Genomic DNA, 12,139 nt, shown 5'->3' on the forward strand with positions numbered 1-12,139 from the left:
ACGACGTGAGGGAGCGCCGATGAGCGGGCCGAGCCGGACCGGAGACGTCCTGGTCGTGGACGACGACGACGCGGTGCGCCGCTCGCTCGACCGGGGGCTGCGGCTGAGCGGCTTCCAGGTCCGCACCGCCGACGGCGGCCCCGCCGCGCTCGCCGCGATCGCCCGGCGCCCGCCCGACGTCCTCGTCCTCGATGTGTCCATGCCCGGCATGAGCGGCATCGAGGTGTGCACCGCCCTGCGGCGGGACGGGCACGACCTCCCCGTCCTGATGCTCTCGGCGCTCGATGAGACCGCCGACCGCATCGCCGGACTCCAGGCGGGCGGCGACGACTACCTGGTCAAACCCTTCGCCCTGCAGGAGCTCGTCCTGCGACTGCACGCGTTGCTGCGCCGGCGTCCGCCCGCCGAGGACGACGTGGTCCGCGCCTGCGGCCTCGTCATCGACCCGGCGGCCCGCACCGCGCACCGCGACGGACGCGCCCTCGACCTCACCCGGCGCGAGTACGAACTCCTCGACGTGCTCGCCCGCAACGCCGGGATCGTCCTCAGCCGCGACCAGCTGCTCGAACGGGTCTGGGGCTACGACGTCGACGTACGCACCGACGCCGTCGACACCTTCGTCAGCTATCTGCGCCGCAAACTGGAGGCCGGCGGGGCGCCCCGGCTCGTGCACACCGTGCGCGGCGTCGGCTTCGTCCTGCGGGAGCGGCCGTGAAGCTCGCCACCCGGATCGCGCTCGCCGTCGGCGTCACCGTCCCGCTCCTGGTCCTCGCCAGCGGCTGGCTGCTGCTCGCCCTGGTCGGCCGCGATCTGCACCGCGCCGAGGACAGCCATCTGCGGTCCCGGGCCACCGCCATCGCGCAGGACGCGCGCACCCTGCTGCGGGCCGCCGCCAACGACCGGCCGACCGCGGAGGAGAACCGTCAACGCCGCCTGTTCAACGCCGCGTTGGACGTCGGTGTACGGCTCGTCGGGCCCGACGGCACGTTCAGCGGCGGCCCCCAGCCCGACCCCTCGGTGGCGCTGCCCGCCGCCACCAGGGCGCCGGTCACCGTGCGCGGCGGGGGCCGCAGCTGGCGGGCGTACGCGCTGCCCGTGACCGGGGCGCAGGTCTCCGGCACCCTGTGGGTGTTCGAGCCGGACACCGCGAGCCGCGCGCAGATCACCCTGGTGCGTCATCGCGTGACGACCACCGCGCTGCTCGCGGCCCCGCTCTCCGCGCTGCTCGCCTGGGCCGTCGCGAGCGCCGCGACCCGACCGCTCGGCCGGCTGCGCCGGGCGGCGGCCGGGCTCGACCCGCGCACCACCTCGGCACGGCTGGAACACCGGCGGACGCGGGTCGTCGAGGTCGACGACCTGGCCGCCACCCTCCGGACGGTCCTCGCCCGCTACGACGAGCAGGCCGCCCGCACCGCCGAGGCGCTCGACACCGCACGCTCCTTCTCCGCGGCCGCCTCGCACGAACTGCGCAACCCGCTGATGAGCATGGGGACGAACCTCGACGTCCTGGCCCACCCCGGGCTGCCCGGCGCCGAGCGCGCGGAGGTCGTCGAGGATCTGCGGCGCGAGCACGGGCGGCTGCTCGGCATGCTGGTGGCGCTGCGCGAACTGGGCCGCGGGGACCTCGTGGAGGCCGACGCGTTCCGGGTGCTCGACGTGGCGGAGGTCGCCGACGCCGCGGTCGCCGAGGCCCGCCGGCGCGCACCGGACGCCCACATCACCCTGAGCGCGGAGCCCGCGCCGCTGCACGGCTGGGAGCCGGGCATCCGCATCCTGCTCGACAACCTGCTGGGCAACGCCCTCGCCCACGGCAGGGACGCCGAGGGCCGCGCCCTGATCGCGGTCGCGGTCGCGGCGGCCGGGGGAGAGGTGCTGATCACCGTCGACGACCGGGGGCCCGGCGTCGCGCCGGGCGCCCGCCGGGACGTGTTCCGCCGCTTCCACCGGGGACCGGCGAGCAGCGGGTCGGGGCTCGGGCTCACCCTGGTCGCCCAGCAGGCGGCGCTGCACCGGGGGAGCGTCGAGCTGGGGGAGGGGCCGGGCGGGACGGGCACGCGGTGCACGGTGCGGCTGCCGGTCGGGGCCACGGTGCGGGAGGGTGAACTGCCCGCTCGGCGGGACTGGTTGACGGTCACCGCGGAGCGGTCACAAGGTTCCCACAAAGAGCCTTCCTAGCCTCCGGGGCGTAGCCGTACTCACCGCCGGGAGGCAGCGCCATGTACAACCCGATCAGCCCGAGCACCTCGGTCACGACGATGACGACCCGTCGCCGGGTCGCGGCGGCCGCGCTCGCCGCTGCGGCGGTCCTGACCGTCACCGCGCCCAGCGCCTTCGCGGACTCCGCGCCCGCGCCCGCGTCCGCCAAGCCGTCGGCAGGCGACACGGCGCCCGCGCCCACCTCCGACGGCGCGAAGGGGATCTGCAAGCGGGAACCCAAGGCGGACAAGCGCATCGAGCGCGCCCTGAACCGGCTCGACGGGGGCGTCACGACGGTGGGCTCGGTGGCGCGGATGCAGCAGCGCCTGGACAACGCGAAGAAGGAGGGCCACACGGCGGTCGCCACGCTCCTCGACCACAAGCTCACCTATCGCAAGGGCTTGGTGACCACCCTCCAGCAGCGTCAGAAGGACCTCAAGGACGTGGCGTCCTGGTGCGCGGCGAACGGCAACGGGGCGAAGTGATGGGGCGGGTCGGGGCCTGGGGGGTGGGCGTGGCCGTGACGGCGGTGCTGATGACGGGGTGCGGATCGCACAGAGCGCCCTCCGAGCCCGCCCCCTCCTCCTCTTCCACCTCTTCCACCTCCTCTTCCTCCGGGACGGAGCAGCAGATGGAGAAGAAGGTGAGCGACGCGGAGTCCGCTGCGGCGGCGGCGGACGAGGACACCAAGTCCAACCAGTGACCCCGCCCCCAACCGCCGGCCGGGCTGGGGATGCCGGTTGCCCTACAGGGGCGCGGGCACGGTCCGCAGCCGTAAGCGGGGTGTCCTGGGGCTCCGCCCCAGACCCCGTTCGCGCCTTGAGGGCGCTCGTCCTCAATCGCCGGACGGGCTGAGGTGGCCTGGGGTGGGCATGCCGCCCAGGCCAACCCCGCTAGGGGCGCGGGGAACTGCGCGAGACGCGGGCACGGTCCGCAGACGTAGGCGGGGTTGCTGGGGCTCCGCCCCAGACCCCGTTCGCGCCCGAAAGGCGCTCGTCCTCAATCGCCGGACGGGCTGAGGGTGCCGAGACTGGGCACCCTGCCAAGGGCAACCCACCTGGGGGCGCGGGGAACTGCGCGAGAAGCGGGCACGGTCCGCACCCGAAAGCGGGGTTGCCTGGGGCTCTGCCCCAGACCCCGTGCCGCGCCTGAACGGCGCTCGTCCTCAAACGCCGGACGGGCTGAGGTGGCCCGGGGTGGGCATGCCGCCAAGGCCGGCCCACCTGGGGGCTGCTAGGGCGACCCGCGTCTCACCGCTCCCCACCCGGCACCCACAACACGTCCCCCACCCCCACATTCGCCGTCCGCGCCAGGATGAACAGGAGGTCGGACAGCCGGTTCAGGTACGTCGCCGTGAGGGCGTTCATCACCTCGCCGTGGACCTCGAGCGCCGCCCACGTCGAGCGCTCCGCGCGCCGCACCACCGTGCACGCCTGGTGCAGCAGCGCCGCGCCCGGCGTGCCGCCCGGCAGGATGAAGCTGCGGAGCTTCTCCAGGTCCTCCAGGAACCGGTCGCAGTCCGCCTCCAGCTTGTCGACGTACGACTGCTCCACCCGCAGCGGCGGGTACTCCGGGTTCTCGACGACCGGCGTCGCGAGGTCCGCGCCGACGTCGAAGAGGTCGTTCTGGACCCGGACCAGCACCTTCACGACCTCCTCGGACAGCTGCCCGAGCGCGACGGCCGTGCCGATGACGGCATTGGCCTCGTTGGCGTCGGCGTACGCCGCGATCCGCAGATCGGTCTTGGCGGTCCGGCTCATGTCTCCGAGGGCGGTCGTGCCCTGGTCGCCGGTGCGGGTGTAGATGCGCGTCAGATTGACCATGCCGCCAGAGTAGTTACGCTCCGGCCGTCCGGAAGACGCGTGTGCCCACCGTCACGGCGAGTACCGCGAAACCCGCCGCCACCAGGGCCCCGTACAGCACGGTCGGCGTGGCGTACGCGCCGAGATAGGCGGAGCGCACCGCGTCCACCAGGTAGCGGAACGGCATGAAGTGGGACAGCACGTTCAGCCAGGCCGGCGCGAGCGTCATCGGGAGCATCAGGCCGGAGAGCAGCATCGACGGCATGGTGAGGGCGTTGACCGCCGGGCCGAACCCCTGCGGCGTACGCACCTTCATGGCGAGCGCGTACGACAGGGACGCCAGGGACAGCGCCAGCACGGCCACGAAGGCGAAGCCGATCAGGATGCCGGCGAGCGGCGCCCGCAGGCCCATCACCAGCGCGGCGAGGACGAGCAGCACCGCCTGGAAGACGAAGAGCGCGGCGTCCCGCAGCACCCGCCCCAGGAGCAGCGCGAGACGCGAGACCGGGGTCACGCGCATCCGCTCCACGACGCCCCAGCTGTTCTCGATGATGATCGAGAAGCCCGCGAACGAGGCGCCGAACAGGCCGAGTTGGAGGAGGAGGCCGGGGACGAGGATCTGCCAGGAGCTGCCCCGGGAGGCCAGCGGCATGCCCGTCAGGAGTGGGCCGAAGAAGAGCAGGTAGAGCAGCGGCATCAGGACGCCGAAGAGGATCTGGAACTTCGAGCGCAGGGTCTGGCGGGCGTACCTGCCGAAGATCAGCGCGGTGTCGCAGAGCAGGGGTGAGGCGGTCATGGGGGAGTCCTAGACGGCTACGGGGGTGGATTCCTGCGGGGTGGCACTGCGGCCGGTGATCGCGAGGAAGGCGTCCTGGAGCGAAGCGCCGGTGCCGCCCGCGTACCGGGTCTTGAGGTCGTCCGGGGTGCCCTCGGCCACGACCACGCCACGGTCGACGACGACGAGGCGGTCGGCGAGCGCGTCGGCCTCGTCGAGGTAGTGGGTGGTGAGGAAGACGGTGGTGCCGTGCTCGGCGCGGATCCGCCGGACCAGCTCCCACAGGTCGGCGCGGCTGCCCGGGTCGAGGCCGGTGGTCGGCTCGTCGAGGAAGAGCACCTCGGGCCGGTGGGTGAGGCCCATCGCGATGTCGAGGCGGCGCCGCTGTCCGCCCGAGAGCGTCGACGTCTTGCGGTCCAGGAGGCCGGCCAGGCCGAGGTCGTCCGCCAACTCCCGTGCGCGAGCGGCCGCTTGGGTCCTGGTCAGGCGGTAGAGGCGGCCCTGGGTGGCCAGCTCCTCGCGCACCGAGAGCGTCGGGTCGACGCCCCCGGACTGCGGCACGTAACCGCAGGCCCGACGTACGGCGGCGGGGTCGCGCAGCAGGTCGTGGCCGGCCACGGTCGCGGCGCCGCCGGTCGGCGGGAGCAGGGTGGTGAGCATGCGCAGGGTCGTGGTCTTGCCCGCGCCGTTGGGGCCGAGGAAGCCGAGGATCTCGCCGGCCCGGACCGTCAGGTCGATGCCCCGCACCGCCTCGACCGGGCCCGCCTTGCTCTGGAACGTCCGGGCCAGCCCGGCCGTGCTGATGATTGCCATGCCCGTAAGAAAAACAGGGCCTCCCCAAAATTGCAATGCCTCCAAAATTTAAGAGTGCGCACGAATCGCTTACGCTGGTGCCATGGCAGAGGGGCTCAGGGAGCGGAAGAAGCGCGAGACCAGGCAGCGGATCTCGGACCTGGCCACCGGGCTCTTCATGGAGCGCGGCTTCGAGGCGGTCACGATCGCCGAGATCGCCGAGGTGGCCGACGTGTCGGTGAACACCGTCTACAACTACTTCCCCGCCAAGGAGGACCTGTTCCTCGACCGCAGCAAGGGCATCGTCGACCGGCTCACGCGCTGGGTGCGCGGCCGTGACGACGGCGAGTCGGCCGCCGGGGCGGTCCTGCGCGAGCTGCGCGGCGAGGTCGAGTCGGTCTCGCCGCGGGTCGGCCTGATGGAGGGCTACAGCCGGTTCATGGCCGTCATCGACGCCTCACCCGCGCTCAAGGCCCGGCTCTGGGCCGTCGGCCAGGAGGTCCTCGCCAACCTGGAGACGACCCTGCGCGAGGAGACCGGCGCGGACCCCGGCGACACCCTGCCCGCGCTGATCGCGGGTCAGATCAACTGGGTCCACCAGACGGCCATGGCCGCCATCGGCCGCGAGATGATGGCCGGCCGCGACCCGAGGGCCGTCTCCCGCGAGGTGCTCGTCCTGATCGACGCGATGGAGGGGCTCCTGGGAGACGAGGTGCTCAACTACGCCGTACGGGGCGCCCGCTGAGACCCACCTCACGCCGCCCGGTGTGATGTCCGTCATCTGAGACGTGACGCGCATCTCTTAGCCCTCCCAGAAGGCCGCCCTGCCGATAGCCTCCGCCAAGAAGGCTTGGGTGGAAACCTGTTGGAGGGAAGTGTCGTGGCCAGGAAGCTCGCCGTCATCGGAGCCGGACTCATGGGGTCCGGTATCGCGCAGGTCTCTGCCCAGGCGGGCTGGGACGTCGTCCTGCGCGACGTCACCGACGAGGCCCTCACGCGGGGCACCGACGGCATCAAGGCCTCGTACGACCGGTTCGTGAGCAAGGGCAGGCTGGCCGCCGAGGACGCCGAGGCCGCGCTCGCCCGCATCACCACGACCACCGATCTGGACGCCGCCGCCGACGCCGACATCGTCGTCGAGGCCGTCTTCGAGAAGCTGGAGGTCAAGCACGAGATCTTCCGCACGCTCGACAAGATCGTGCGCCCGGAGACCGTGCTCGCCTCCAACACCTCCGCCATCCCGATCACCAAGATCGCGGCGGCCACCGAGCACCCCGAGCGGGTCGTCGGCGTCCACTTCTTCTCGCCGGTCCCGATGATGCAGCTGTGCGAGCTGGTGCGCGGCTACAAGACCAGCGACGAAACCCTGGCCGCCGCGCGCGAGTTCGCCGAGTCGGTCGGCAAGACCTGCATCGTCGTCAACCGCGACGTGGCCGGCTTCGTCACCACCCGCCTCATCTCGGCGCTCGTCGTCGAGGCGGCCAAGCTGTACGAGTCGGGCGTGGCCAGCGCCGAGGACATCGACCTCGCCTGCAAGCTGGGCTTCGGCCACGCGATGGGCCCGCTCGCCACCGCCGACCTCACCGGCGTGGACATCCTGCTGCACGCCACCAGCAACATCTACACCGAGTCCCAGGACGAGAAGTTCGCCCCGCCGGAGCTGATGCGCCGGATGGTGGACGCGGGTGACATCGGTCGCAAGAGCGGGCAGGGCTTCTACAAGCACTGAACCGCCGACCGCCCCCGGACCTCACTCCATGGGGTGAATTGGGTATCGGTTCGCTCACGGGCGGCAACTTCTGTGGCCGTGGGGCAGTCAGTTGTTGAGTCGGTTGTCGGCAAAGCCAGAGCACTCTCGGGAGCGCATATGCACATCAGGGGCGACCACGTCGAGCTGGTCGTCGGGGGCCGCCTCGACGTCCGCAGCGCGGCGGACGCCCGTACGGCCCTGCACTCGGCGGTCGACGACGGGGCCGGTGACCTCGTGCTCGACCTCACCGAACTGGACTCGTGGGACGCCACCGGACTCGGCGTGATCATGGGGGCACACCGCCGGGCCGGCCGGTGCGGCCGGCGCCTCGTGCTGCGCGGCGTGCCGCCCCAGATGCAGCGCCTCCTGGTCGCCACCCGCCTGCACCGCATCCTCGCGATCGAGGGCGGCATCGTGGCGGAGGCCCTGCCGCGCGTGTAGCCCGCACAGGCGTCCCGGCAGCGGTGAAGCCCGTACACGGCTTCCCAGGACGGGTGTTGTCGGGACAGGAGTGCGGGAATCGGACTCCGCGCGCAATCCTCATGAGACTGTGACGTCCCGGGCGGGGTGGCACCCCGCCTGTTCGTAGATACTGTCCGGAGGTCTAGGGTTCGGCTTCCCGCCGATCGACGAACCCACACGGCGGGCACCGGACCAGAAGCGACAGCGAAGAGCGAAGTGCGTAAGGGCCGGGAGGGGCATTCCTTACGCACCACGCATCTGGGGGGCTTTCACCATGGACCCGATGAGCCGGGGACCGGAAGAGTTCAACCATGCCGACGACGCGGTCGGCGTTGCGGGCGCACACACGGAAACGGGCGCCGCGCCGCACCGCCCGCCGCGCGACAAGGAGCCCACCACCGCCGACTTCGGACAGCGCGCGGCCGGACTCGCCCGCACCGTCCAGCTCGTCGCCGGCGACTTCCTCCTCACCGTCAACCCGGTCGACGGCAGCGAGATCGAGAACTGCCCGCCCGGCGACATACCCGCGCGCGCCGTGCGGCGCGGCGCCACCGACCGCGCCGAGTACCAGAGAGCCGCCCTGCCGCCGCTCCCGCCCGGCCTCATGGTGCCCACCCCCGCCCTGCTCGAACGGCAGGAAGAACGCGCCAGGCTCCTGCGCCTCCTCGGCCGCGGCCGCTCCGTACGGCTCACCGGTCCCGCCGGCTCCGGACGCAGCGCCCTGCTCGACGCCGTCGCCGGCGACTGCGCCGAACTCGCCCCCGACGGCGTCGTACGCCTCTCCGGCCTCCGGCGCACCCCCACCGAGCTGCTGCACGAGCTGTACGCCACGGTCTTCCACGCGCCCCGGCACCGGCCCGACCGGGCCACCCTCCTCGACCGGGTCCACGAGATCGGCGCCGTCGTCGTCCTCGACGACCTCGAATTCGGCGGGGCCACCCTCGAAGAGCTGCTCCTGGCCACCCCCGAGTGCGCCTATCTGCTCGCCGCCACCCCCGATGTGCAGGCCCCGCACGTCGAGTCCCACGTCGAAGAGGTCTTCCTCTCCGGCCTCGGCCGCAACGCCTCCCTCGAACTCCTGGAGCAGGCCGTCGACCGGCCGCTCACCGACGAGGAGGCCAACTGGGCGGGCGACCTGTGGTTCGAGTCCGAAGGGCTGCCGCTGCGCTTCGTCCAGGCCGGCGCCCTGCTGCGCCAGCGGGACCGGCTGCGCGGCGAGGCCAACTCCCTCGATCCCTACGGCTTCCCGGTGGAAGAGCCCGCCGGGGCCTCGGTGTTCTCGGGCGAGGGCCGCGAGGTTCCGCTGCCCACGCTCGGCGAGGGCGCGGCCCCCGCGGCGCTGCTCGCCTCCCGGCTGAGCGAGGCCGCCCGCGCCACCCTGCGGTTCGCCGTCGCCCTCGGCGGCGAAGTACCGCACCAGGCCCACCTGCCGGCCCTCACCGGCGACACCCACGCCGACGCCAGCCTCGGCGAACTCCTCGACTGCGGCCTCCTCTCGCCGGCCGGCGCCCGCTACCGCCTCGCCGCGGGCGTGCTCACCCAGCTGGAGAACTCCGGATACGCGACCGACGCGGGCGAGCTCGCCCACACCGCCGCCCGGCACTACACCTGGTGGACCGGGCACCCCTCGGTCACGCCCGAGCGCGCCGCAGCCGAGGCGGACGGGGTGCTCGCCTCGATGAGCGCCCTGCTCCCCGGCGACGAGCCCGACCGCCCCGCCGCCGCGGTCGAGCTGGCCCGCACCGCCGCGCCCGTCTTCGCCGCGGGGCTCCACTGGGGCGCGTGGGAGCGCGCCCTCAGGGTGGGCTCCGAGGCGGCCCGGCGCACCGGCGAGGTGGCCGAAGAGGCGTACTTCCACCACGAGTTGGGTGTCCTCGCGCTCTGCAACGGCGGCCTCGACCGGGCCCGCGCCGAGCTGGAGGCCTCCATCGGGCTGCGCGGCGCGCTCTCCGACAAGCGCGGCACCGTCGCCGGGCGCCGCGCCCTCGCCCTGGTCGAGGACCGCTCCGGCGGGCTGCTGCCGGGCGGGCGCACCCCGGCCGCGGACGCGCCGCCCGCCGCCCGCCACGAGGAGCTCCGGACGCCGCCCGTGGGCGCGCCCTCGGCCGTCGTGACCGCCCAACTCCCGGGCGCCGAAGGGGCGTTGATCACCCGGCGGGACATCCCGGTCGGGGCCGCCATGCCCAAGGCGCGGCGCACCCTGTTCGGCGGCGCTCGGCGCAACCTCGTCGCGGCCGGCGCGGGCGCCCTGCTCGCCGCGGTCCTCGGCACCGTGGTCACGCTCGGCGCGACCTCCAACAACACCGGCGACAGCCCCGACAACGACGTCAAGCAACAGCAGCAGTCGACCGGCGACGAGGGCGACGACGGCAGCGGCGCGAGCGCCGACCCCAGCGACGGCGCCACACCGGGCGACAACAAGGGCGGCGGACCCACGAGCGCCGCCAAGCCGGGTGCCACCCCCAGGCCCGGCACCTCCGGGCAGCCGGTGCCGGGCACCAGCGGAACCCCGAGCTCCCCGGGCACCACGGGCCACCCCTCGACGGGGGCCTCGACCCCGGGCGGCCCCAAGTCCTCGACGCCGGGCAAGCCCTCGGGCCCGGCCTCGCCCACGAAGTCCACGCCGACCGGCACACCGCCCACCAAGACCGCCCCGCCGACGGACACGCCGTCGTCACCGGCCTCGTCGTCGCCGGGCGGCAGCGGAGGCGCCGGAGGCAGCAGTGGCAGCGGCCCGCCCGACCCCACCACCAAGCCGCCGCCCGCGACGAGCTCGGCCTCCAGCTCCCCGACGTCCACCGCGCGGGCCGGATCCACGCCGCCGACGACGTCGACCACACCCAGCCGTCACCAGGCGTGACGGCGATTTCCCCCGCAGCACACGAGAAGGGGCCCGCGGCACTCCGCGGGCCCCTTCTCGTACACCTGGTGCACGGTTTCCGTACGCATCCGGGGGGACGGCGCGTACCCAACGAGCTCAGAACAGGCGGAGCTTGTCGTCCTCGATGCCGCGCAGCGCGTCGTAGTCGAGCACCACACAGCCGATGCCGCGGTCGGTGGCGAGCACCCGCGCCTGGGGCTTGATCTCCTGCGCCGCGAAGACGCCCTGGACCGGGGCGAGGTGCGGGTCGCGGTTGAGCAGCTCCAGATAGCGGGTCAGCTGCTCCACGCCGTCGATCTCGCCGCGCCGCTTGATCTCGATCGCCACGGTCTTCCCGTCGCCGTCCCGGCACAGGATGTCGACCGGGCCGATCGCCGTCGGGTATTCGCGGCGGATCAGGGTGTATCCGTCGCCGAGGGTCTCGATGCGGTCGGCGAGCAGCTCCTGGAGGTGCGCTTCCACGCCGTCCTTGATCAGGCCAGGGTCCACACCGAGTTCGTGCGCGGAGTCGTGGAGGATCTCCTCCATCGTGATGATGAGCTTCTCGCCCGCCTTGTTGATGACCGTCCAGACGCCCTCGGTCTCCCCGGTCCCCTCCTTGAGGGTGCAGGGCGGCGACATCCAGTTGAGGGGCTTGTAGGCCCGGTCGTCAGCGTGGATGGACACGCTGCCGTCCGCCTTCACCAGGATGAGACGGGGGGCGGAGGGGAGATGGGCGGTGAGCCGGCCCGCATAGTCGACGGAGCAGCGGGCGATGACGAGACGCATGGGGCGCAACGCTACTCGACTCCCCCCGGGGAACGCGATTCGCCCTGGAGTGCACTGTTCGTTATTGGCCGGTTATGTGCCAAGTACCTGCCATGGGCCCGACATCGCGCCTACCGTGGAAGCGGGAGGTTGTCGGCCGCGCACGCTGCGTTGTCGGGAGAGACGGCCGTCATGCTCCCTTTCCCTGCCCGTAAGGCCCCGCTCTCCGGGGTCGCGAGAGGAGAAACCATGTCGCTCGACGTCTCACCGGCCCTACTCGAACAGGCCGAGCGAGGCGAGGTCGACGAAGCCGCCTTCGTCGACTGCGTCCGGACCTCCCTGCCCTACGCGTGGGAGATGATCAGCTCTCTGGTGGCCCAGCTGAAGGTCGACGGCGGAGCCTTCGCCGACAACCAGACGCCCCCGCCGGACGAGCAGGCGCGCGGCCAGCTGCTGCGTGCTCTTGCGAGTGACGCCATACGCGGTGCGCTCCAGCGGCACTTCGGTGTCCGCCTGGCGTTCCAGAACTGCCACCGTGTCGCGGTGTTCCCTCTGGACCCCTCGTCCGATGAGCGGCTCGCCCGCTTCACCTCGATCAGGGGTCAGTTGCTCAACCAGTCTCCGGAGCTTCGGGACTGCTGACGGCTTCGCTGCCGCTCCGCGTCGCGGGAGGTGCAACTGACGCGGAGCGGTGGCCAGTTGCCGGGCCGGCCCGGCCCGGCCCGTACGGCAGG

Annotated in this window: 13 protein-coding genes; 9 read left to right on the forward strand and 4 right to left on the reverse strand. The window is 73.0% G+C overall.

Annotation, left to right across the window (positions count from 1 at the left end):
• Positions 1-19: 19 nt before the first annotated feature.
• Genes OOJ98_RS20725 through OOJ98_RS20740 form a run of 4 tightly spaced genes read left to right on the forward strand, consistent with a single transcriptional unit; the run spans position 20 to position 2,899 of the window.
• Entirely contained in the window at positions 20-715 is a 696-nt protein-coding gene (locus OOJ98_RS20725) for a response regulator transcription factor (RefSeq protein WP_267056421.1), read from the forward strand.
• Positions 712-2,175, forward strand: coding sequence for a HAMP domain-containing sensor histidine kinase (locus OOJ98_RS20730; protein WP_267056422.1), 1,464 nt, complete (start codon positions 712-714; stop codon positions 2,173-2,175). The genes OOJ98_RS20725 and OOJ98_RS20730 overlap by 4 nt, the downstream gene beginning before the upstream one ends.
• A gap of 41 nt (positions 2,176-2,216) precedes the next feature.
• Positions 2,217-2,681, forward strand: a complete 465-nt coding sequence (locus OOJ98_RS20735) for a hypothetical protein (RefSeq protein ID WP_267056423.1) — start codon at positions 2,217-2,219, stop codon at positions 2,679-2,681.
• Positions 2,682-2,710: 29 nt separating this feature from the next.
• Positions 2,711-2,899, forward strand: a complete 189-nt coding sequence (locus OOJ98_RS20740; protein WP_267056424.1) for a hypothetical protein — start codon at positions 2,711-2,713, stop codon at positions 2,897-2,899.
• Between the two features lie 547 nt (positions 2,900-3,446).
• On the opposite strand, the gene OOJ98_RS20745 is transcribed toward OOJ98_RS20740, so the two are convergent.
• Genes OOJ98_RS20745 through OOJ98_RS20755 form a run of 3 tightly spaced genes read right to left on the reverse strand, consistent with a single transcriptional unit; the run spans position 3,447 to position 5,586 of the window.
• Entirely contained in the window at positions 3,447-4,019 is a 573-nt protein-coding gene (locus OOJ98_RS20745) for a cob(I)yrinic acid a,c-diamide adenosyltransferase (RefSeq protein ID WP_267056425.1), read from the reverse strand.
• 13 nt (positions 4,020-4,032) lie between these two features.
• Positions 4,033-4,794, reverse strand: coding sequence for an ABC transporter permease (locus OOJ98_RS20750; RefSeq protein ID WP_267056426.1), 762 nt, complete (start codon positions 4,792-4,794; stop codon positions 4,033-4,035).
• A gap of 9 nt (positions 4,795-4,803) precedes the next feature.
• A complete protein-coding gene (locus OOJ98_RS20755) occupies positions 4,804-5,586 on the reverse strand; it encodes an ABC transporter ATP-binding protein (protein ID WP_267056427.1) in 783 nt (260 codons plus the stop codon).
• 82 nt (positions 5,587-5,668) lie between these two features.
• Between OOJ98_RS20755 and OOJ98_RS20760 the strand changes: the two genes are divergently transcribed.
• The 4 genes from OOJ98_RS20760 (at position 5,669) to OOJ98_RS20775 (ending at position 10,637) form a co-directional block, all read left to right on the forward strand.
• Positions 5,669-6,310 carry a TetR/AcrR family transcriptional regulator gene (locus OOJ98_RS20760; protein ID WP_267056428.1) on the forward strand — a complete coding sequence of 214 codons (642 nt, stop codon included), beginning with the start codon at positions 5,669-5,671 and terminating at the stop codon, positions 6,308-6,310.
• 135 nt (positions 6,311-6,445) lie between these two features.
• Positions 6,446-7,294 carry a 3-hydroxyacyl-CoA dehydrogenase family protein gene (locus tag OOJ98_RS20765; protein WP_267056429.1) on the forward strand — a complete coding sequence of 283 codons (849 nt, stop codon included), beginning with the start codon at positions 6,446-6,448 and terminating at the stop codon, positions 7,292-7,294.
• 138 nt (positions 7,295-7,432) lie between these two features.
• On the forward strand, positions 7,433-7,756 hold the full coding sequence (locus OOJ98_RS20770; protein ID WP_100577458.1) for an STAS domain-containing protein: 324 nt from the start codon (positions 7,433-7,435) through the stop codon (positions 7,754-7,756).
• A gap of 295 nt (positions 7,757-8,051) precedes the next feature.
• Positions 8,052-10,637, forward strand: coding sequence for an ATP-binding protein (locus OOJ98_RS20775; protein WP_267056430.1), 2,586 nt, complete (start codon positions 8,052-8,054; stop codon positions 10,635-10,637).
• Positions 10,638-10,754: 117 nt separating this feature from the next.
• Here the strand turns inward: OOJ98_RS20775 and nucS are convergent, their stop codons facing one another.
• Positions 10,755-11,426: an endonuclease NucS gene (nucS, locus tag OOJ98_RS20780; RefSeq protein ID WP_267056431.1), complete on the reverse strand. Its 672-nt coding sequence runs from the start codon at positions 11,424-11,426 to the stop codon at positions 10,755-10,757.
• Between the two features lie 228 nt (positions 11,427-11,654).
• Here nucS and OOJ98_RS20785 point away from each other — a divergent pair, with 228 nt between their 5' ends.
• Complete coding sequence (locus OOJ98_RS20785) at positions 11,655-12,047, forward strand: SCO5389 family protein (RefSeq protein WP_100577461.1); 393 nt, start codon at positions 11,655-11,657, stop codon at positions 12,045-12,047.
• Positions 12,048-12,139 lie beyond the last annotated feature (92 nt).

The organism is Streptomyces sp. NBC_00083 (assembly GCF_026343295.1).
Lineage (GTDB): Bacteria > Actinomycetota > Actinomycetes > Streptomycetales > Streptomycetaceae > Streptomyces.